This is a genomic window from Sphingomonas sp. (genome assembly GCF_036387595.1).
Lineage (GTDB): Bacteria > Pseudomonadota > Alphaproteobacteria > Sphingomonadales > Sphingomonadaceae > Sphingomonas.
Genome location: NZ_DASVTL010000096.1, coordinates 22518 through 43298, shown reverse-complemented (window position 1 = coordinate 43298; position 20781 = coordinate 22518). Strand labels below are relative to the sequence as shown.

At 67.8% G+C, this 20781-nt stretch carries 17 protein-coding genes, 1 tRNA gene and 1 pseudogene; 13 read left to right on the top strand and 6 right to left on the bottom strand.

The features are described 5' to 3' along the window. Positions 1-5 precede the first annotated feature (5 nt). Together VF643_RS11470 and VF643_RS11465 are read left to right on the top strand one after the other, a co-directional pair. The gene (locus VF643_RS11470; RefSeq protein WP_331043523.1) at positions 6-1424 is read left to right on the top strand and encodes a M20/M25/M40 family metallo-hydrolase; all 1419 of its coding nucleotides are present in this window, start codon (positions 6-8) and stop codon (positions 1422-1424) included. A 34-nt stretch (positions 1425-1458) separates the two neighbouring features. Further along, positions 1459-2256, top strand: coding sequence for an SGNH/GDSL hydrolase family protein (locus VF643_RS11465; protein ID WP_414713852.1), 798 nt, complete (start codon positions 1459-1461; stop codon positions 2254-2256). 33 nt (positions 2257-2289) lie between these two features. On the opposite strand, the gene VF643_RS11460 is transcribed toward VF643_RS11465, so the two are convergent. Further along, entirely contained in the window at positions 2290-3423 is a 1134-nt protein-coding gene (locus tag VF643_RS11460; RefSeq protein WP_331043522.1) for a Gfo/Idh/MocA family oxidoreductase, read from the bottom strand. A 168-nt stretch (positions 3424-3591) separates the two neighbouring features. On the opposite strand from VF643_RS11460, the gene VF643_RS11455 reads away from it, so the two are divergent. The 6 genes from VF643_RS11455 (at position 3592) to VF643_RS11430 (ending at position 11486) form a co-directional block, all read left to right on the top strand. Next, entirely contained in the window at positions 3592-3681 is a 90-nt protein-coding gene (locus VF643_RS11455; RefSeq protein ID WP_331043521.1) for a potassium-transporting ATPase subunit F, read from the top strand. Positions 3682-3694: 13 nt separating this feature from the next. After that, positions 3695-5386, top strand: coding sequence for a potassium-transporting ATPase subunit KdpA (gene kdpA, locus VF643_RS11450; protein ID WP_331043520.1), 1692 nt, complete (start codon positions 3695-3697; stop codon positions 5384-5386). Between the two features lie 11 nt (positions 5387-5397). Next, entirely contained in the window at positions 5398-7431 is a 2034-nt protein-coding gene (gene kdpB / locus VF643_RS11445; RefSeq protein WP_331043519.1) for a potassium-transporting ATPase subunit KdpB, read from the top strand. A gap of 136 nt (positions 7432-7567) precedes the next feature. Next, on the top strand, positions 7568-8161 hold the full coding sequence (gene kdpC / locus VF643_RS11440) for a potassium-transporting ATPase subunit KdpC (protein ID WP_331043518.1): 594 nt from the start codon (positions 7568-7570) through the stop codon (positions 8159-8161). After that, positions 8158-10812, top strand: coding sequence for a sensor histidine kinase KdpD (locus tag VF643_RS11435; RefSeq protein WP_331043517.1), 2655 nt, complete (start codon positions 8158-8160; stop codon positions 10810-10812). The genes kdpC and VF643_RS11435 overlap by 4 nt, the downstream gene beginning before the upstream one ends. Further along, positions 10809-11486 (top strand): response regulator transcription factor, encoded by a 678-nt coding sequence (locus VF643_RS11430; protein WP_331043516.1) that lies wholly within the window; start codon positions 10809-10811, stop codon positions 11484-11486. Before VF643_RS11435 ends, VF643_RS11430 begins: the two co-directional genes overlap by 4 nt. Before the next feature lie 26 nt (positions 11487-11512). Here VF643_RS11430 and VF643_RS11425 read toward each other — a convergent pair whose 3' ends face one another. The 3 genes from VF643_RS11425 to VF643_RS11415 all read right to left on the bottom strand — a co-directional run bounded on the left by VF643_RS11425 (position 11513) and on the right by VF643_RS11415 (position 12777). Beyond that, a complete protein-coding gene (locus tag VF643_RS11425; RefSeq protein ID WP_331043515.1) occupies positions 11513-12244 on the bottom strand; it encodes a hypothetical protein in 732 nt (243 codons plus the stop codon). A gap of 11 nt (positions 12245-12255) precedes the next feature. Next, a complete protein-coding gene (locus VF643_RS11420; RefSeq protein WP_331043514.1) occupies positions 12256-12429 on the bottom strand; it encodes a hypothetical protein in 174 nt (57 codons plus the stop codon). Between the two features lie 78 nt (positions 12430-12507). Beyond that, positions 12508-12777 carry a GlsB/YeaQ/YmgE family stress response membrane protein gene (locus tag VF643_RS11415; RefSeq protein ID WP_331043513.1) on the bottom strand — a complete coding sequence of 90 codons (270 nt, stop codon included), beginning with the start codon at positions 12775-12777 and terminating at the stop codon, positions 12508-12510. 210 nt (positions 12778-12987) lie between these two features. On the opposite strand from VF643_RS11415, the gene VF643_RS11410 reads away from it, so the two are divergent. Both VF643_RS11410 and VF643_RS11405 read left to right on the top strand, forming a co-directional pair. Further along, on the top strand, positions 12988-14487 hold the full coding sequence (locus VF643_RS11410; protein WP_331043512.1) for a helix-turn-helix transcriptional regulator: 1500 nt from the start codon (positions 12988-12990) through the stop codon (positions 14485-14487). A gap of 67 nt (positions 14488-14554) precedes the next feature. After that, complete coding sequence (locus VF643_RS11405) at positions 14555-15940, top strand: glutamate--cysteine ligase (RefSeq protein WP_331043511.1); 1386 nt, start codon at positions 14555-14557, stop codon at positions 15938-15940. On the opposite strand, the gene VF643_RS11400 is transcribed toward VF643_RS11405, so the two are convergent. Next, the gene (locus VF643_RS11400; protein ID WP_331043510.1) at positions 15930-17198 is read right to left on the bottom strand and encodes a methyltransferase family protein; all 1269 of its coding nucleotides are present in this window, start codon (positions 17196-17198) and stop codon (positions 15930-15932) included. The two genes, VF643_RS11405 and VF643_RS11400, sit on opposite strands and share 11 nt — an antisense overlap. 93 nt (positions 17199-17291) lie before the next feature. Here VF643_RS11400 and VF643_RS11395 point away from each other — a divergent pair. After that, positions 17292-17365 (top strand) — tRNA-Gly (locus VF643_RS11395). Positions 17366-17491: 126 nt separating this feature from the next. Here the strand turns inward: VF643_RS11395 and VF643_RS11390 are convergent. Continuing rightward, positions 17492-18409 carry a recombinase family protein gene (locus VF643_RS11390; RefSeq protein ID WP_331043509.1) on the bottom strand — a complete coding sequence of 306 codons (918 nt, stop codon included), beginning with the start codon at positions 18407-18409 and terminating at the stop codon, positions 17492-17494. A 95-nt stretch (positions 18410-18504) separates the two neighbouring features. Between VF643_RS11390 and istA the strand changes: the two are divergent. Further along, positions 18505-20069: pseudogene (gene istA, locus VF643_RS11385) on the top strand (IS21 family transposase). Beyond that, the gene (gene istB / locus VF643_RS11380; RefSeq protein WP_331043508.1) at positions 20002-20736 is read left to right on the top strand and encodes an IS21-like element helper ATPase IstB; all 735 of its coding nucleotides are present in this window, start codon (positions 20002-20004) and stop codon (positions 20734-20736) included. Before istA ends, istB begins: the two are co-directional and overlap by 68 nt. Positions 20737-20781: the final 45 nt, after the last annotated feature.

Sequence of the window (20781 nt, the reverse complement as noted above, 5' to 3'; positions counted from 1 at the left end):
CCTTCGTGAGCCGATCCACCGCCGTGTCCGCCATGATGCTGGCGCTTCTTTCCTCGGGCACGGCATCTGCGCAGGGCGCGGCACCCCGCCCGGACCAACTGGCCTATCGTCACCTGTTGAAGGAGCTGGTGGAAACCGACACGTCGGTCGCGACGGGCAGCTGCACGCTGGCGGCGCAGAAGATCGCCGCCCGGCTGAAGGCGGCCGGCTATGCCGACGACCAAGTCACGCCCTTCGTCGCCGACGGTTTCCCGCTCGACGGTGGGCTCGTCGCCATCCTGCCGGGTCGTTCCCGCACGGCCAAGCCGATGCTGCTGCTCGGCCACCTCGACGTGGTCAACGCGCGACGGGAGGACTGGCAGCGCGACCCGTTCGGCTTCGTCGAGGAAAAAGGCTATTTCTACGGCCGCGGCACCGCCGACATGAAGGCGTTGGTCGCGATCTGGGTCGACACGTTCGTGCGGCTGAAGAAGGAGCGTTACCGCCCCGTCCGCACGATCAAGCTGGCGCTGACCTGCGGCGAGGAATCGGGCGCACGCATGAACGGGGTGGAGTGGCTGGCCAAGAACCGGCCGCAACTGATCGCCGCCGAATTCGCGCTGAACGAAGGGGGTGGCGGCGACACGGACGGCCGCGGCAAACTGGTCAGCCAATCGCTCCAGGTGGGGGAGAAATCGAACCGCAGCTTCGACCTCCAGACGACCAATCCGGGCGGCCACAGTTCCATCCCGATCGCCGACAACGCCATCTACCAATTGTCCGATGCGCTGGGAAAGATCCGCGCTCTCACCTTCCCGGTACGCTTCAACGAGACCACGCGCGCGTTCTTCACGCAGGTCGGTCGCCGCCGCGCCGACGATATCGGACGCGCGATGGTGCGGCTGGCGAACGATCCGGCGGATCGCGCGGCGGAGGCGATCGTGTCGGTCGATCGCGGCTATAATTCGATGCTGCGCACCACCTGTGTCGCGACGATGATCGAGGGCGGGCATGCGGTGAACGCGCTGCCACAGCGCGCCAAGGCGACCGTCAACTGCCGGATCGCACCCGGCGATGACGGCGATACCACGCGCGTAGCCCTGATGCAGGCGATCGGCGACCCCAAGGTCAGCGTGACGATGGTCGGGCGGCTGCGTCCGGTGGCGGTGCCGCCGCCGCTCGACGCGAAGATCGTCAAGCCTGCCGAGCAACTGGTGGCGCGCTATTTCCCCGGCGCGCCCTTGATCCCGACGATGTCGACGGGCGCGACCGACGCGACCTATCTGGCGCCGATCGGGATCCCCACCTACGGCGTGCCCGGGCCCTGGGGCGACCCGGACGGCAACGGCGCGCATGGCCTGAACGAACGGATGGAGGTGCGATCGGTCTATGTGGGACGTGATTTTCTCTACGATCTCGTCAAGGTCTATGCCGCAGCGAAATAGAGTCGCAGACACAGGGAGAAAGCCGGTGCCGACCATTGGGCGGGCCATCGCACGCTGTGCGACGCTGACGGCGGGTTTGTTCGCGGCGGCCACCGCCGGCGGCCAAACCCTGCCCGGCGACGCCTATGCGGCCGACCCCGTGGGCATCATCGCCGACCCCTGCCCGCCCCATCCGACGCCGCGCACAGATGCCGAATGGCAGGCGCGCCAGCGTCACATGTTCACCCGCGATTTCGGCCAATTGTGCCGTTATGCCGCGGAAAACCGTATGCTGAGGGAACGCCCGCGGGTCGTGTTCATGGGCGATTCGATCACCGAGGGCTGGATCGGCGCGGACCCGTCGCTGTTCACCGACGGGCTCGTCGATCGCGGCATCGGCGGACAGACGACACCGCAGATGCTGGTGCGCTTTCGCCAGGATGTCCTGGCGCTTAAACCACGCGCGGTTCACATCATGGCGGGAACGAACGATCTGGCCGGCAACACCGGCGCGGCGACGTTCGAGACGGTGCAGGGGCACATCGCGAGCATGGCGGAACTCGCCCGCGCGCATGGGATCAAGGTGATCCTGGCTTCGATCCCGCCGGCGATCCGCTTTCCCTGGGCACCGGACAAGCGGCCCGCGCCTCAAATCGCGCGGCTGAACGCGTGGGTGCGAAGTTACGCACACGCCAACGGCTTCACCTATGTCGATTATCACGCGGCGATGGCGCTTGCCGATGGGGGTATGCGACCGGGGCTGGCCAGCGACGGCGTCCACCCGACGCCGCAAGGCTATGCGGTCATGCGCCCGCTGGCACTCGCCGCGATCGCCCAGGCGCTCGGGCGATGACTCTGCGGCATTCCCGCAGCAGGGCGACCGCCGCTATTCCTCCAGCGACGGCGGCCCGGCGCGCACCTCCTCGGCCGGCGACGGCGCGCTGACGGCGCGCAGCGTCTGCTCCTGCGCATCCGGATCGATCCGCCGGCTCCGCACGAAGCCCTCCAGCGTAACCGGCCCCTGCGTCTCGATCGCGCGCAAAATGCCCTCGATCACCCGGATGTCGGCCAGCCCCTCCTCGGCATCGGGTTCGGGGTCGCGGCCGTGCAGGATGCAATCCGAGAAATATCGCATCTCACCGCCGAACTGGTCGGTTGCCTTGAAGCTCTGCGAGGTTTTCTCCGTGCCGATGATGCGCTGCTGCTCCAGCGGTTCGCCATAGCCGTAGGCTGGACTCATCGCGATGCTGCCCTTCGTGCCTACGATGACGAAAGAGTCCACCGAATTGGCCGCATAGGACACGGTGAATTGCGCCAGCCGGTCGCCGGGAAAGCGCAGCGTCACCGCGACCGTATCGTCCAGCCCCAGGCCGGCGATGCGCGTGGCTACCGCGGACACGACCTCGACCGGTTCGGCGCCGAACAGGTAGCGCGCGGCGTTGATCGGATACGGCCCCATGTCGAACAGCGGCCCCGCCAGCACACCGTTGCCTGCGCGGTGGTTGGCCGGATCGACCCGCTGGGTGAAACAGGAGGAGAAGCACACCAGGTCGCCGATCTCTCCGGCGCGAATGCGGCGGATCGCATCGAGCGTCGCGGGTTCGAAGTGCAGGCGATAGGCGACCATCAGCTTGGCGGACGACGCACGCTCCGCGGCCAGAATGGCGCGCGCCTGTTCGGACGATATCTCCAGCGGCTTTTCGACGAGAACGTGGATTCCCGTCCTCAGCGCGGGGATGGCAAATTCCGCATGCCGCCAATTGGGCGTCGCCAGATAGATGGCGTCGATCGTCCCCGACGCCAGCAGCGCGTCGAATTCGTCATAGGTGTGGATCGCATCGACGCCGTAGCGCTTGCCCACCGCCCGCGCCTTCTCCCGGTCACCCGAAACCAGTGCCGCCAACGTCGAATTGCCGGTGTGTGCGATGCCCGGCAGCATAGCGCGCTGGGTGATGTCCCCCAGGCCCACCGCCGCATAGCGGACCTTCTTCCCGAACCCGAATGCCGATGCGATGCTCATGACGACCCGTCCAATTGCTTGCGATGGATGCCGAACGTCCGGAACGGCAATCCTTTCCGCCCCGCAATGCAGCATTTAACGCGCACCTTATGCGCGCACCGCCGCTTTCACCGCGCGCCGTAACGCGCTTCGCGGCCAGACACGCGCCTCGTTCATCAAAGGCTGCCCATGTCCTTCGACCTGATTCTCGGCGCGATCGTCGCTGCCATCGTGCTCGTCTATCTGCTCGCCGTGCTGGCGCAGCCCGAGCGATATTGAGGGAGTCGACAGCATGACGTTCGCCGGATGGGGGATGATCCTCCTTTTCACCGCATTGTTCGTGTTGCTCGCCAAACCGGCGGGTGCATGGCTTTATGCCTTGTACGGGCGTGAGACGCTGCCGCTCGGCGGGATCGAACGCGGCTTCTATCGACTGGCCGGGATCGACGCGAAGGCCGAGCAGGGCTGGGCGGGATACGCCGCGTCGGTGCTGACGTTCAACATCGCCGGCATCGTCCTGCTGTTCGCGATCCTGAAGTTGCAGGGTGACCTACCACTCAACCCGCAAGGCTATGGCAGCGTCGAGACACTGCTGGCGTTCAACACCGCGGTGAGCTTCGTCACCAACACCAATTGGCAGAATTACGGCGGGGAGGCGACGATGTCGTACCTCTCGCAGATGTTTGGCCTGACGGTGCAGAACTTCCTGTCCGCCGCCACCGGCATCGCGGTCGCCTTCGCGTTCATCCGCGGATTCGCACGACGCCAGACATCGGGGATCGGCAATTTCTGGGTCGATGTGACGCGGGTCACACTCTATCTTCTCCTACCGGCGAGCATCGTATTGGCGCTTGTCTATGTCGCGCTGGGCGTGCCGCAGACCTTTGCAGCATCGGTGACCGCGACCACGATGGAGGGCGCGCAGCAGGTGATCGCGATCGGCCCGGTCGCATCGCAGCTGGCGATCAAGATGCTCGGCACCAACGGCGGCGGATTCTTCAACGCCAATTCGGCGCATCCGTTCGAAAACCCCTCGGCGCTGGTCAATTTCATCCAGATGCTGTCGATCTTCGTGCTCGGTGCGGGCCTCACGCTCACCTTCGGCAAGGCCGTCGGCAATGTGCGGCAGGGGTGGACGCTGCTGGCGGCGATGGTCGCCATCTTCCTGATGGGCGTCGCGGTGACCTATTGGGCGGAAGCCGCGGGCAATCCGATCCATCACGCTTTGGGCCTGACCGGCGGCAACATGGAGGGCAAGGAGGTGCGTTTCGGCATCGCCGCGACCGCGCTGTTCGCGGTCGTCACCACCGCCGCGTCGTGCGGCGCGGTGATCGGCATGCACGACAGCTTCATGCCGCTCGGCGGGCTCGTCACGATGTTCAACATCCAGCTGGGTGAGATCGTGATCGGCGGCGTCGGATCGGGGCTGTACGGCATGCTGATCTACGCGATCCTGGCCGTGTTCATCGCCGGGCTGATGGTGGGGCGCACCCCCGAATATGTCGGCAAGAAGATCGAGGCGCGCGAGATGAAGCTGGCGGTGATCGCGATCGCCATCCTGCCGCTGATGATCCTGGGGCTGACCGCGATCGCGACCGTCACCCAGGCGGGGCTGGCCGGGCCGCTGGCGAAGGGCGCGCACGGGTTCAGCGAGATCCTCTATGCCTTCACCAGCGCGGTCGGGAACAACGGGTCGGCGTTCGGCGGACTGACCGGCAACACCCCGTTCTACAATCTGCTGCTGGCGCTCGGCATGTTCGTGGGCCGGTTCGGGGTGATCGTGCCGGTGCTCGCCATCGCGGGCGGTCTGGCGGCCAAGCGGCACGTGCCGCCCGGCGCGGGATCGTTCCCGACCACGGGGCTGCTGTGGATCGGCCTGCTGATCGCGATCATCCTGATCGTCGGTGGCCTCACCTTCCTGCCGTCCCTCGCACTCGGCCCGATCGCCGACCAGGCGCAGATCGCCGCCGGCACCCTTCTTTGAGAGACGAGAGCATGTCCGCCCAAGATTCGCAAAGTACCTCTCTTTTCACCGCGCCGCTGATGGCGGGTGCCGCGCGCGACGCCCTCATCAAGCTCGACCCGCGCGTGCTGATCCGCAATCCGGTGATGTTCGTCACTGCGACCGTGGCTGCCCTGTCGACGGTGCTGCTCGTCAAGGGGCTGGCGACCGGCACCGGCAACCCGGCGTTCGAGGCGCAGCTGGTGTTCTGGCTCTGGCTGACCGTGCTGTTCGGCAATTTTGCCGAGGCGTTGGCAGAGGGTCGCGGCAAGGCGCAGGCGGCCAGCCTGCGCGCGACCAAGGCCGACCTGCGCGCCAAGCTGCTCGGCGGCGGCGGTCGCGCCTGGGAGATGGTCGACGCCAGCCGACTGAGCGTGGGTGATGTCGTGCTGGTGGAGACCGGCGACCTGATCCCTGCCGACGGCGAAGTGGTCGGTGGCGTCGCGAGCGTCAACGAAGCCGCGATCACCGGCGAAAGCGCGCCGGTGATCCGCGAGGCCGGCGGCGACCGCTCCGCGGTCACAGCGGGCACGCGGGTGATCTCCGACAGTATCGAGGTCCGCGTCACCGCCGCGGCGGGGCAGGGCTTCCTCGACCGGATGATCGCACTCGTCGAAGGCGCGAGCCGCCAGAAGACACCAAACGAGATCGCGCTGACGATCCTGCTCGCCGGGCTGACCCTGATCTTCCTGATCGCGGTCGGCACCCTGCCCGCCTTCGCCTCCTATGCGGGCGGCGCGCTCGCGGTGCCGGTGCTGGTGGCGTTGTTCGTGACGCTGATCCCGACGACCATATCCGCGCTGCTGTCGGCGATCGGCATCGCGGGGATGGACCGGCTGGTTCGGTTCAACGTGCTGGCCAAGTCGGGACGCGCGGTCGAGGCGGCAGGCGACATCGACACGCTGCTGCTCGACAAGACCGGCACGATCACGATCGGCGACCGTCAGGCGACCGCATTCCTGCCCGTCCCCGGCGTTCGCCCGGCCGATCTGATCGCGGCGGCGCGGCTTGCCAGCCTGGCTGACGAAACGCCGGAGGGGCGCTCGATCGTCGTGCTCGCCGGAGAAGGCGACGCGATGCCGGCCGACGCCGTGCCGATCAAATTCACCTCGCAGACGCGTGTCAGCGGCTTGCAGATCGGCGAGCGTTCGCTGGTCAAGGGCGCCGTGGATGCGGTGCTCAACCGGCTCGGCACCGCTGCCGACCCCGTGGCAACTGCGGGCATGCGCAAGATCTCGGACGACATCGCACGATCGGGCGGCACCCCGCTGGCGGTGGCTGACGGCACGCGGCTGCTCGGCGTCGTTCACCTCAAGGATATCGTCAAGGCGGGTATCCGCGAGCGGTTCGGCGAGTTGCGCCGAATGGGCATCCGCACCGTGATGATTACCGGCGACAATCCGCTGACCGCGGCCAGCATCGCCGCCGAGAGCGGGGTCGACGATTTCCTGGCCGAGGCGACGCCGGAGGACAAGCTGGCGCTGATCCGCCGCGAGCAGGAGGGCGGCAAGCTGGTCGCGATGTGCGGCGATGGCACCAACGACGCTCCCGCCCTCGCCCAGTCCGACGTCGGCGTGGCGATGAACACGGGGACGCAGGCGGCGCGCGAGGCGGGCAACATGGTCGACCTCGACAGCGATCCGACCAAGCTCATCGAGATCGTCGGGCTGGGCAAGCAATTGCTGATGACCCGCGGTGCGCTGACCACATTCTCGATCTCCAACGACGTGGCGAAGTATTTCGCGATCCTGCCCGCGATCTTCGTCGTCCTCTATCCGGGATTGGGGGTGCTCAACGTCATGGCGCTGGGCAGCCCGGAAAGCGCGATCCTGTCGGCAATCATCTTCAACGCGCTCATCATCCCCGCGCTCGTTCCGCTGGCGCTTAAGGGCGTGAAGTACCGGCCCGCGCCCGCGGGGACGCTGCTCGCCCGCAATCTCGCCGTGTACGGCATCGGCGGACTGGTCGCGCCGTTCGTCGGTATCAAGATCATCGACCTGGCCGTCACCGGCCTCCACCTCGCCTAGGCATGAACGCTGCACCCCCGTTCGTGCTGAGCGCAGTCGAAGCACCTGTGCCCGGGGATATGCCCTTCAACTGCGCTCAGGGCGAACGGGGTACGGGGATCAACCGCGCCCCCAACAGCTTCAAAGGACCGAACCCATGTTCACCGAATTACGCACCGCACTCCGCCCTGCCCTAGTCCTGCTCGTCCTGCTGACCGCGGTCACCGGGCTGGCCTATCCCGCGCTCGTCACCGGCGTCGCGCAGGTGGCGATGCCGGCGCAGGCGAACGGCAGCCTGGTGCGCGACGGCGACGGCGTGGTCGGGTCCGAACTGATCGCGCAGGGATTTGCGGGGCCGGGCTATTTCCACCCGCGCGCGTCGGCGGCGGGCAAGGGGTATGACGCGTCGGCTTCGGCCGGCACCAATCTGGCGCCTGGTTCCAAGGATTTGCGCGACGCGATCGCCACCCGCGTGGCGGATGCGCGCGCCGACGGGATGACCGGGGGATCCGTTCCCGCTGACCTGGTCACAACTTCCGCCTCGGGGCTCGATCCCGATCTGAGCCCCGAGGCGGCCTTTTCCCAGATTTCCCGCGTCGCCCGTGCGCGCGGGCTGGCGGAGGCGCCGGTGCGTGCGCTGGTCGATCGCAGCGTCGCCCATCCTATCCTCGGCCTGATCGGCGAGCCCCGCGTCAACGTGCTCCTGCTCAATCGACAGCTCGACCGGATTGCGCCTAAAACGGCGCGATGAACGACCTTCGCCCTTCCCCGCAGGCGCTGCTGAAGGCGGCGCGGCGCGAGGCGCGCGGGCGGCTGAAGATCTTCCTCGGCGCCGCGCCCGGAGTCGGGAAGACCTTCGAGATGCTGCGCGAAGGCGCCGACCTGATGCGTGCCGGGCTCGACGTCGTGGCGGGCGTGGTCGAAACGCACGGCCGCGCCGAGACGGAGGCGCTGGTCGCGCCGTTCGAGATGCTGCCGCGACGCCCCATCCGGCACGGCGCGCACACGCTCCCCGAATTCGACATCGACGCGATGCTGACGCGCCGCCCCGCGGTCGCGCTGATCGACGAATTCGCGCACACCAACGCGCCCGGCAGCCGCCATCCCAAGCGCTGGCAGGATATCGAGGAACTGCGCGACGCCGGCATCGACGTGCTGACCACGCTGAACGTCCAGCATGTCGAAAGCCTCAACGACGTCGTGGCGGGCTTCACGCGGGTGCGGGTGCGCGAGACGGTGCCCGACGCGGTCCTCGACGATGCCGAGATCGAGATCGTCGATCTGCCGCCGGACGAGCTGATCGAGCGGTTGAAGGCGGGCAAGGTGTATGTGCCGCAGGAGGCGACGCGGGCGCTGGGGCATTTCTTCTCCAAATCCAACCTGTCGGCGCTGCGCGAACTGGCGCTCAGGCGTGCGGCGCAGACGGTCGACCGTCACCTGCTGGAACATGTCGCCAGCGTCGGCGAGCGCGGCACCTGGGCGGCGGGCGAGCGCGTGGTCGTCGCGATCGGCGACCAGCCCGGCGGCGACGCGCTGATCCGCGCGGCCAAGCGGCTGGCCGATGCGCTCCACGCGTCGTGGACCGCGGTCAGCGTCGAAACGCCGCGCAACGCCACGCTGGGATCGGCCGCGCGCACGCGGATGGCCGATTCGCTCAAGCTGGCGAGCAGCCTGGGTGCGACCATCGCTACGGTGCCCGCGCGCTCGGTCTTCGACGGGCTGTGCGCGCATATCATCGAGACGCGCGCCACCGCAGTGGTCGTCGGCAAATCACGGCGCAGCTGGTTTTTCGAACTGCGCCACGGATCGGTGGTCGATCGGCTGGTGCGCGCGCTCGACGGCGTGGCGGTCCATGTCGTTCCGGTGACCGACACGACAGCGCCCGTCGCCGCCGAGCCGGCGACCGCGAAACCACCCGCCACGCGCGGCATCGCGATCGGCCTGGGGCTGGTGGCGGTGACCACCGCGGCGGCGCTCGCGATCCAGTCGGTACTCGGCTCCAATCCGATCGACCTGCTCTACCTGCTTCCCGTGATCGCGACGGCGACGTTGTTCGGCTTGCGGCCTTCGCTGACCGCCAGCGTGGCGGCCGCGCTGGCGTATAATTTCTTCTTCCTGCCGCCGCTCCACACCTTTACGATCAGCGACCCGCAGAATGCGGTGACGCTGGGGGTGCTGACCGTCGTCGCGGTCGTCGCCAGCCAGCTTGCCGGACGATTGAAGCGCGAGGCCACGGTCGGCGCGCGCACCGCCACCGAAAACGCAGCACTCGCCGCCTTCGGGCAGCGGCTCGCGGCGGTGTCGGACGAAGCCGGCACGGCGGCGGCGGTGTGCGAGGAGGTGGCGCATCTGCTCGACGTCAACACGATGCTGTTCGCGCGCGACGGCGGCAGGCTGGTGGTGATCGGCGCGACGCCGGCGAACCCGTCGATCGGCGCGATCGACGCCGCCGCGGCCGAATGGGCGTTCGACCGCGGTGAACCTGCCGGGCGCGACAGCGGCACGCTCACCGCCAGCGACTGGCAATTCCACCCGCTGCAGACCGCGCTCGGCATCCTGGGGGTGCTGGGCATCGCCCGCCAGGGAAGCGGCGATCCGGTGCCAGCCGCCAAGCGCGTGTTGTTCACGACGCTGATCGGCCAGGCAGCGCTGGCACACGAGCGGCTGAAGCTGGAGGCCAATGCGCGCGAGGTCAGCGCCCTCAAGCAACGCGACGACTTGCGCGCCACGCTGCTGTCGTCGATCGGCCATGATCTGAAAACCCCCCTTACCGCGGTCGTCGCCGCGGCGGATGCGCTGGCGGCCGAACACGGCGCATCGACCACGACGGAGACGCTCAAGGGCGAGGCCCGGCGATTGCGGCGGGTGTTCGATGATCTTGTCGAGATGACCCGGATCGAATCCGGCGCGCTGGTGGTGCGCCGCGAGGCGACCGACCTGACAGATGCCGTGGCCGCCGCGGCGCAGGATCTGCGTGCCGAACTCGCCCGCCACCGGGTGGTGCTGGACGTGCCGCCGACGCTGCCGCTGGTCGAGGCCGATCCGCGGATGCTCCACCATGTCCTCATCAACCTGCTCGGCAATGCCGCCAAGTTCGCCGGCCCCGGTACGGCGATCACGCTCCAGGCCCGGCGCACGCCCGGTGCGGTCACACTCGCGGTGATCGACTCCGGCCCCGGACTGCCGGAGGGGCGCGAGACGATCCTGTTCGACCGGTTCACGCGCGTCGACGGAGACGACACGAACGGCGGCACGGGATTGGGCCTGGCGATCGTCAAGGGCTTTGCCGATGCGATGGGCCTGAGCGTCGTCGCGCGTAACCGGGCAGAGGGCGGCGCGGTGTTCGAGATCGCATGGCCCGAATCCGCGATCCTGCGCGCGCTGCCCGAACACGCCGCATGAGCGCACGAATCCTGATCGTCGACGACGAACCCGCGATCCGCCGGCTGGTTCGCGGCGCGGTGGAGCGCGCGGGCTTCGCCGTCGGCGAAGCGGCGACTGCCGCCGAGGCGCTGGTCGCCGCACGACGCGAAGGATGCGAACTGGTGCTGCTGGACCTGGGCCTGCCCGACCGCGATGGCATGGAATTGGTCCCGCTCATCAAGGCGATGGAACGCGCGGTGATCGTCCTCACCGCACGCGACGCAACGGCGGAAAAGGTCGCGGCACTCGATCTCGGCGCCGACGATTACGTAGTGAAACCCTTCGATACCGAGGAACTCGTCGCGCGCATCCGCACCGGGCTGCGCCACCGCGCCGGGCCTGCGCGGGACGGCGGTGCGCAGCTATTCGGCGCGGTGACGATCGACCTGCCCGCGCGGCGGGTGCTGCGCGACGGCGCCGAGGTGAAGCTGACCCGCAAGGAATATGCGGTCCTCGCCGAACTCGCCCGCCACCCGGATCGCGTGGTGACGCACGCGCAACTGCTGCGGTCCGTCTGGGGGGACGCGCATGCCGACGATGTCGAATATCTGCGCGTCACGATGCGCGGATTGCGGCTGAAGCTGGAGGAGGATGCCGGCGCACCGGTGCTGCTGCGCAACGAACCTGGCGTCGGGTATCGGCTGACGGGCTGATCCGCGACAAGCGCAACCCGCCCCACTCACCGGGTCGCGGGCGTGTCCTCGTGCGGCGGAAGATGATCGTCGGCCACCGCCCCGGTTCCGGCTCCCATGCCGACGCCCATGCCCATACCCATGCCCATGCCGCCGCCACCGCCGGCTCCACCGCCCCCACCACGCGCACCGTCGCCGCCTTCCCCCTTCCCCCGCCCGCCGCCTCCGCCCCCGGAGGGCCGGGTCGGCCCCTGCATCGGCAGCACCAGATCGTCCGGGATCGGATCGAGATCGAGCGCGTCGCGGATGAAGTCTCGCAAGGCGACGACGAGTTCGTGTGTGTGGACGGGGCGCCCCGCGACCAGTTCGCGCGCGGCGCGTTCGGCCAGGCGGACATGTGCCTCCGTGCCGAGCAGAATGATGTCGGACAGCGCCGCCTCCACCGCATCGCGGATGCGGCGCGTGCGGTCGGACCCGGCAGCGCTCGCCGGGCTGAGGTCGAGTGCCTGCTCCCCCTCACCGGGCCTGATCTGCGCGCGCGCATCGCGCAGGTGGCGCGGATCGACCGTCATGTCGCCGGTGAACGACCCGCCGAGCACCTTGTAGGCGGCGATCAGCGTGCGCAGCCGCTCGTTGATCTGACGGTTCATCCGTTCGCGTCGCTGCTGGATCGTCACCTGGGTCAGCAGGCGTATGCCGACCCCGATCAGCGTCACCAGCAGCAGGCTGAGGATCGTCGCCAGTACGCTTTGCCACGAACTGAAATCGATATTGCGCACGCCCGTTCCCGTCAGCCTTCGTTATCGACATCGAACGCATTGACCCGCCGATTCGCTGCCGTCCGCGTCAGACCAAGCAACCGCGAGACGAGCGCCGCGAGCAGCCGCTTCGCACGCATCGCGTATCCGGCCTTGCCCAGCGTGCGGCAGATGAGCGTGTGGCGCGCACCGGATCGCTCCGGCACGCGCCACATCGTGCGATCGGCCCTTGCACGGCGCCGCCTCTTACCCCGCATCACGCGTGGCGGCGGCACCCGCCGGTCTTAGCGGACCGAACCGCGACGGAAGAGGTTGATGATGCCCAGCAGCACGACTGCGCCGAGTAGCGACACCAGCACCGACTGGATGCTGATTTCTCCGCTGGTGATCGGCGCGCCACCGATCAGCGGGGTCAGGATGAAGCCGGCAAGGACCGCGCCGACGATGCCGACGACGATGTTCAGGAAAATGCCCTGCTGCCCGTCGGTGCGCATGATGAGGCTGGCCAGCCAGCCGACGATGCCACCCACGATGAGAAGAATGATGATGCCCATGATATAGCCTTTCACGTTGTGGCTACCGCTCCGCCAGCCGATTGCTGCGGGTTGGTATGGCTGTATCAACCCCGCAGCGGCCTCCGGGTTCAGAAACGGGGGAACGGCGCATCGACGGGGTTGGTGCGCAGATCATCAGACGATTGGTACTTTTCTCAAGATCAAACACCAGCACCCAGAACCCGCACGGTGTGCGAGCGCTTCTGCCTCATGGCAAAGACGAACGCGCGCTCCGTCGGGACACCGACCCTGCAGCATCTCGAACAGCTGATACACGGACTGACCGCCGGCATCATTCTGGTCGATCCGGCCGGCGCGATCCTGAGCGCGAACCCGGCCGCCTGCCGGATGCACGGCGTCGCAGACGCGTCCGGGCTGGGGGCGACCGCGGACGAATATTGCCAGCGCTTCTGCCTGCGCCATCGCAACCATCACCGTCTGGCGCGGCGCGATTATCCGATCATGCGGATGCTGGCGGGTGAGAGCTTTCCCGACATGATCGTCGAGGTCGCGCCCGTCGGCGAGAACGAGCCGCGCTGGACGCACCAGATCCACGACGTGGTGATGGACATCGATGGCGGCGACCCCGATTGCATGGCGCTGGTCATCCAGGACGTGTCCGAACGCTTCGAGGCCGAAGCACGGTTCGAAGCCATGTTCCAGGCCAACCCCGCGCCCGCCGCCATCCTGCGCCTGTCGGATCAGCGCTTCGTGCGGGTCAATGCCGGGTTCCTGGAACTCGCCGGCTATACGCGTGCCGAGGTGCTGGGACGGCCGCTGCGCGATCTTGACGTGCTCGCCAGGGCGGAGCGGCACGCGGTGGTCGCCGCGCGACTGGCCGCAGGCGAGACGATCCCGCAGGTCGAATCCGAACTGCCGCTGTCGGATGGCAGCACCAAGCTGGTGATTTTGGCGGGCCAACCGATCGAACTGGCGGACGAACGCTGCATGCTCTTCACCTTCGCCGATCTGGAACCTCGACGGCGCGCGGAAGGTGCCCTGCGTGCCAGCGAGCGGCATTTCGCGACCGTCTTTCGCATGGCCCCGGTAGCCATGGTCGTGACGAATGGTAAGGATCATCGCATCGTCGAGGCGAACGAAGCCTTTCGCCGCCTGGCCGGACGAGCGAGCGAGGAAATCCTCGGCCGCGTCGCCGACGACCTGCAATTGTGGAACGACGCGAACCAGCGCCGTGACGTGGAGCAGGAGATCGCGCGGCGCGGCGGCATCCGCAACCGCGACGTGCGCGTGCTGCACAAGGACGGAACCGCCGCCGATTGCCTGGTGTCGGCTGAATCGGTGTCGATGCGCGGCGATGCCTGCGTGCTGTGGCTGTATCAGGACATAAGCGCGCGACGGCACACCGAGATGGAACTGGTCGATGCGATCGAGGCGGTGATGAAGGACGCCAGCTGGTTCAGCCGATCGATCATGGACAAGCTGGCGACGTTACGCGGCGCAGGAGGGCGCGGCGAAGGCGGGGGGGAAGCGGCGCTGGAACTCAGCCGGCGCGAGCGCGAGGTGCTGGAACTGATCTGCGAAGGACTGGACGACAAGGGCATCGCGGCGCGCCTGGCGCTGTCGGGCAACACCGTGCGCAACCACGTGTCGCGGCTCTATGCCAAGATCGGGGTGAACCGGCGCAGCGCCGCGGTCATCTGGGCACGCGAGCGCGGCATCGGCGGCCGGGCGAGCGCGGCGAAGGACTGAGCGCGCCGGGCTAGGCGGCGTTCAACCCCTATGGCGCGGCCGTTCATCCCCGCGTAATGCGCCGGTCATGACGATCCCGACGGCTCCGACCCAAAAAGCGCCTCCAATCGAGTCGCGCGACCAGCTCATCGCCAGCTTCGCGCGCGGCGAGAAGCCCAAGGACCGCTGGCGGATCGGCACCGAGCACGAGAAGTTCGTCTATCGCACCGCCGATCGGGCCGCGCCCTCCTATGACGAACCGGGCGGCATCCGCGATCTGTTGGGGGCGATGACCGAATATGGCTGGCGCCCTGTCGAGGAGACCGGGCCGGACGGAACCAACGTGATCGCGCTGAATGGCGACGACGGATCGGTCAGCCTGGAGCCGGCGGGCCAGTTCGAACTGTCGGGCGCGCCGCTCGACAATCTGCACCAGACCTGCGCGGAAACCGGCCGCCACCTCGAACAGGTCAAGGCCGCGGGGGAAAAGCTGGGACTCGGCTTCCTGGGTCTGGGCATGTGGCCCGACAAGGCGCGCGCCGAGCTGCCGGTGATGCCCAAGGGCCGCTACGCGATCATGCGCCGCCACATGCCGCGCGTCGGCACCATGGGGCTGGACATGATGCTGCGCACCTGCACGATCCAGGTGAACCTGGACTATGCCTCCGAAGCCGACATGGTGCAGAAATTCCGCGTCGGCCTGGCGCTTCAGCCGCTCGCCACTGCGCTGTTCGCCAATTCGCCTTTTACCGAGGGCAAGCCCAACGGCATGCTCTCCTATCGCAGCCACATCTGGTCGGACACCGATCCGCAGCGCACCGGCATGCTGCCCTTCGTCTTCGAGGACGGCTTCGGCTACGAACGCTATATGGAGTATGCGCTCGATGTGCCGATGTACTTCGTCTATCGCGAAGGCCGGTATATCGACGCGGCGGGCCTGAGCTTTCGCGATTTCCTGCGCGGCAATCTGTCAATTCTGCCGGGCGAACTGCCGACGCTCGACGACTGGACCGACCATCTTTCGACCGCTTTCCCCGAGGTGCGGCTGAAGACCTTCCTGGAGATGCGCGGCGCCGATGGCGGGCCGTGGAGCCGCATCTGCGCGCTCCCCGCTCTGTGGGTCGGTCTGCTCTACGACAGCCAAGCGCTCGATGCGGCGTGGGATCTGGTCAAGGACTGGACGATCGACGAGCGTCAGGCGCTGCGCGACGCGGTGCCGAAAATGGCGCTCGACGCCCCCTTGCCCGGCGGCGGCCGATTGCGCGACATCGCCGGCCAGGTGCTCGACATCGCGCATGCCGGGCTGGCGGCGCGCGCGCGCATGAACCGCTCGGGCGACAACGAAACCGGGTTCCTCGATCCGCTCCACGAGATCGTGCGCGGCGGCAAAGTGCCCGCAGAGGTGCTGCTGGAACGCTATCACGACGCATGGAACGGCGACGTCGCGAAGGTTTATGGCGAACTCAGCTTCTAAGCCATGCGAAGAACCGCGGGACGGGCGCGTTGCGCTCCATCCACGTACTATAGGCGAGGTAATCGGGGTCGAGCGACAGATGCCGCTCCTCGGTCTTCGCGCGCCACCAATAGACGCCCGAGACCGCGCCGAGGATCAGGGTCGCGCGCACCGCATCGACCAGCGTACCGGTCGACAGGATCGGAATCGTCGACACCCACCAGAACAGGTTCTTCGACAGATACGCCGGGTGCCGCGACCAGGCGTAAGGCCCATGCGTGAGGATGCCGCGGTTGGTGAGGTTGGAAAAGCGCATCCCGAACGCGACCGTCGCCCACGCATAGATCGCGGTCAGCACGACGAGCACCGCCCCCGTAACCAACAGCAGCAGCGGATGCCCAGAGAACCAATGCACCCAGTCCGCGGTGCCCGGATGATAATTCAGCGGGCCGCCCGCCTCCATCAGGATGAACGGCGGATAGCAAATCAGCGCCGCCGCCCACCCGGCGGCATAAGGGCTGGCAGAGCGGATGTGCGAATCCAGCGGACGAAATGTGAGCAGATAGCCCACGCTCGCAAACGCCACGTCGATCACGAACATCAGCGTGATGAGCCCACTAGCGACCGCAACCGGATCGCGCAGCGACCCATCCCAGCGGATCAGCGCCCCGAACCCGGCGGGCACGATCGCCAGCATGAAGGCCAAGAAGAACCCCTTCACCGCCCAGCTGCGCAGATGCGCGAAGATCGCCTCGGGCGCCGCCCCCGCCTGCCCGCTCAGCCACGCGCCCAGATGCCAGGCGCCGTCGCGCGGGTCGATCAGCCGCCGGTCGATCCAGAAGACATAGGGAATCGACGCAAGGAACAGCAGCGGTGCACCATAGCCCAAGCACCACATCGCAAAGGCGAAATTGCCCTGCCAATAGAACCGCCCGGTCGCATAGATCAGCGCAATGCCGCCCCATGTCGTCCAAAGTCCCACGATCTTGGTAAGGCTGATCGCGCGCATCTCGCGCCAAGGTCGCGCCGCCGTCCAGTCGATACCGGTCGACGGCGCGTGGTGAACCTTGTCAGCCAGCAGCGACCATAGCACCATCGGCACCCCGCACGCCGCGAGCGCGACCAGCGCCGCATACGGCCCGTCCAAGCCCCGCGCGCGCGCCACCGCGATCCACAACACCACGCCTGCCAACCCGGCCAGGCCGACGCCGTGCCCGACCGCCGATCCCGGCCGTGGATCGGCGCGTGCGGCCGCGCCCAGGCTGGTGTCGCGATACATCGGTCTGGGTTAGGCGAACGATGGTAAGCATCCGGTAAACCGCACCCACACGGTTGACCCCGCCCACCCACCTGTGGCACCCGGATCAGGCACGCGGGTGTAGCTCAATGGTAGAGCAGAAGCCTTCCAAGCTTACGACGAGGGTTCGATTCCCTTCACCCGCTCCACCTTTGCAGTAAGTGACTCTGGTGGCTCACGCCCGGTGGCGAGGGCAACGATGCCTGCCAGCCTACCCTGCACCTTGATGGACACGCCGCGACCATCTGGGTCTGGCGTGAGTACGATCCGATCGATCAGCGCGCGCAATGCGGCGACGGCCTCGGCCTTGCCGTCAGCATCTGCCAGCGCGGATTGAAGCCTGATGACCTGTCGGCGGTAATCAGCCGCGATCGCCGGATGGAGCGCCACGACGGGGAAGGCATCCTGCTCCTGCAGTTCCGCCGTCGCCGCATCGCGGTCGCTGCGGGCCTTGGCGAGAGCATCGCGAACCTCGTCAAACGTGCCGCCGCCGGAGGCGATCGCACGACGAGCCGTTCGATACTGGCGTTGGCGGTGGCAATGCGGCGCTCGACCGAGCCGCGCTCCCGACGCATTCTGCTCGCCCGCTTGGCGTATTCGGCCCGATACTCGGCGACGAAGATCTCAACCAGCTCCGGATCCAGAATACGCTCGCGCAGACCGACGATGACCCGCCGCTCGTAACTATCGGTCGATATCGTCCGGTTGTTCGTGCAGCCACTACCCTCCATCCGGCTGCCGCAGCCCCAATAGGTAGCGGTCCTGACGTTCCACGAGCCACCGCAGATTCCGCAAACGCCAAGTCCGGACAACATGTGACGGGCACGGCGATGCTGTACGGGCGCGCCAGTCTCGCGACGACGCAATCCGGCTTGGACCTTGTCCCACAATTCCTGATCGACGATGCGCAGCTGCGGCACCTCCTCAATCACCCACTGGTCCGGCGGGTTGGGCCGGATGCGAACGCGACGAGTCATCGGTTCGACGACCTTGGAGGTCTGGTTGTGGACGATGCGTCCAGTATAAAGCTCGTTCTGGAGCAGGCCGTTGCCGCGTGTGCGGTCCGGCCGCAGCGTTGTCGCGCGCCAGCGATCGCCGCGCGGGCCAGGAATGCCGTCGGCGTTCAGCCGTTCAGCGATTTGTTTTGGCTTCGGCCATTGGCGTAGTCCTGAAAGATGTGAATCGGCCTGCAATATTGACCCCGTTCGGGGCTGATGGGCTTCCAAAATTGACCCCCTGAACTGGCGTGGTTCACGCTTCTGTCCTTTGCGGCGGGGGCGGTCGGGGGATGCTGGTCGTGGAGACTGTGGCGCGGATCCGGCGCGAGTTCTTCGTCAAGGGCAAGTCGATCAAGGAGATCGTGCGCGATCTCGGCGTGTCGCGGAATACGGTGAGCAAGGTGATCCGCTCGGGCGAGACGGCGTTCGCATATGAGCGCAGCGTTCAGCCGCTGCCCAAGCTGGGGCCGTGGGCGGCCGAGCTGGAGCGGCTCCTGGAGGCGAACGAGCGCAAGGCGCGGCGCGAGCGGCTGACGATGGTCAGGGTATTCGAGGAGCTGCAGGGGCTGGGCTACCGAGGCGGCTACGACGCAGTGCGGCGCTATGCGGCCGGGCGGCACCGCGAGCGCTCGGCGACGACCGTTGCGGCGTACGTCCCGCTCTCCTTTGCGCCGGGCGAGGCGTACCAGTTCGACTGGAGCCACGAGGTGGTGCTCATCGCGGGCGTGACCACCACGATCAAGGTCGCGCACATGCGCCTTTGCCACAGCCTCATGTTCTATGTCCGGGCCTACCCGCGTGAGAGCCAGGAGATGGTGTTCGACGCGCACGACCGGGCGTTCGCCTTCTTTGGCGGCGCCTGCCAGCGCGGCATCTACGACAACATGAAGACCGCGGTGGACGCGATCTTCGTCGGCCGCGAGCGGCGGTACAACAGGCGCTTCGAGCAGATGTGCGGGCACTATCTGGTCGAGCCCGTCGCGTGCACGCCGGCGAGCGGATGGGAGAAGGGGCAGGTCGAGAACCAGGTCGGCCTCGTGCGCGAGCGGTTCTTCACGCCCAGGCTGCGGTTCAAGAGCTATGAGGAGATGAACGCCTGGCTGGAGGACCGCTGCGTCGCGCACGCGCGGCATGCGGCGCACCCGGAAATGCGGGACCGGACCGTGTGGGAGGTGTTCGAGGCGGCCGACCGCCCCGCGCTCATTGCCTATCGCGGCGCGTTCGACGGCTTCCATGCACTGCCCGCATCGGTGTCGAAGACGCTGCTGGTCCGCTTCGACTACAACAAATACTCGGTCCACGCGCAGGCTGCGGGCCGCCCGGTCGAGATCCAAGCCTATGCGACCCGTATCGTCGTGCGCCAAGATGGCGAAGTCGTGGCCGAGCATGTGCGGCGCTTCGGTCGCGACCAGGTGGTCTACGACCCGTGGCACTACCTGCCGGTGCTGGCCAGGAAGCCCGGCGCGCTGAGGAACGGGGCGCCGTTCAAGGACTGGGCGTTGCCGCCTTCCGTCGAGCGGGTCCGGCGACGCCTGGCGAGCCATGCCGACGGCGACCGGCAGATGGTCGGCATCCTGTCGGCGGTGACGACCGACGGGCTGGACGCGGTGGAGGCGGCGTGCGCCGAGGCGCTGTCGGGCGGTGCCGTCAGTCGCGACGTCGTGCTCAACATCCTGACCCGCCAGCGCCAGCCGCCGGTGCCGCCACCATCGCCACGCCCGAGGGACTGCGGCTGCGCCACGAACCCGTCGCCGACTGCGCCCGCTACGATAGCCTGAGGAGATCCTATGGAACGCCACACGATCCTGGAGATGATGGGAACGCTGAAGCTCGCCGGCATGCGGCATGCTTATGACGAGGTGGTCGCCGACGCCGTGAAGCGGCAGCACTCGGCGCAACGCGTCGTCGGCGACCTGCTCAAGGCGGAGATCGACGGGAAGCAGGCACGCTCCATCAGGTACCAGATGACCATCGCCAAGCTGCCGCTGGCGAAAGAGGTCGCCGGCTTCGACTTCGCCGCGACCCCCATCGACGAGGGCCTGGTCAAGGATCTCGCCACCGGCGGCTTCCTCGCCAGCCAGAGGAACGTCGTGCTGGTCGGCGGCACCGGCACCGGCAAGACGCACCTCGCCATCGCGATCGGGCGCGCCTGCGTGCGCGGCGGTGCCAGGGTCCGGTTCTACAACACCGTCGACCTGGTGAAGCGGTTCGAGGCCGAGGCGCGCGCCGGCAAGCCGGGCCGCATCGCCGATCACCTCTCTCGGCTTGACCTCGTGATCCTCGACGAGCTCGGCTACCTGCCGTTCGCGCTGTCGGGCGGCCAGCTGCTGTTCCACCTCGTCAGCCGACTCTACGAACAGACCTCCATCGTGGGCACCACCAACCTGGCGTTCGGCGAGTGGCCCTCCGTGTTTGGCGACGCCAAGATGACCACCGCGCTGCTCGACCGGCTCACTCACCACTGCGACATCGTCGAGACCGGCAACGAGAGCTGGCGCTTCCAGAGCCGCGAGGGCGCCTGAACCCCACCCCGACGAGACGCGCAACCGGCATGGGGGTGCGACCGC

Coding starts and splice junctions, on each gene's coding strand:
- VF643_RS11435 (WP_331043517.1), top strand. CDS start 8,158: ATGAACGACCTTCGCCCTTCCCCGCAGGCGCTGCTGAAGGCGGCGCGG.
- VF643_RS11405 (WP_331043511.1), top strand. CDS start 14,555: ATGACGATCCCGACGGCTCCGACCCAAAAAGCGCCTCCAATCGAGTCG.
- VF643_RS11460 (WP_331043522.1), bottom strand. CDS start 3,423: ATGAGCATCGCATCGGCATTCGGGTTCGGGAAGAAGGTCCGCTATGCG.
- VF643_RS11430 (WP_331043516.1), top strand. CDS start 10,809: ATGAGCGCACGAATCCTGATCGTCGACGACGAACCCGCGATCCGCCGG.
- kdpB (WP_331043519.1), top strand. CDS start 5,398: ATGTCCGCCCAAGATTCGCAAAGTACCTCTCTTTTCACCGCGCCGCTG.
- istB (WP_331043508.1), top strand. CDS start 20,002: ATGGAACGCCACACGATCCTGGAGATGATGGGAACGCTGAAGCTCGCC.
- VF643_RS11410 (WP_331043512.1), top strand. CDS start 12,988: ATGGCAAAGACGAACGCGCGCTCCGTCGGGACACCGACCCTGCAGCAT.
- VF643_RS11400 (WP_331043510.1), bottom strand. CDS start 17,198: ATGTATCGCGACACCAGCCTGGGCGCGGCCGCACGCGCCGATCCACGG.
- kdpA (WP_331043520.1), top strand. CDS start 3,695: ATGACGTTCGCCGGATGGGGGATGATCCTCCTTTTCACCGCATTGTTC.
- kdpC (WP_331043518.1), top strand. CDS start 7,568: ATGTTCACCGAATTACGCACCGCACTCCGCCCTGCCCTAGTCCTGCTC.
- VF643_RS11455 (WP_331043521.1), top strand. CDS start 3,592: ATGTCCTTCGACCTGATTCTCGGCGCGATCGTCGCTGCCATCGTGCTC.
- VF643_RS11415 (WP_331043513.1), bottom strand. CDS start 12,777: ATGGGCATCATCATTCTTCTCATCGTGGGTGGCATCGTCGGCTGGCTG.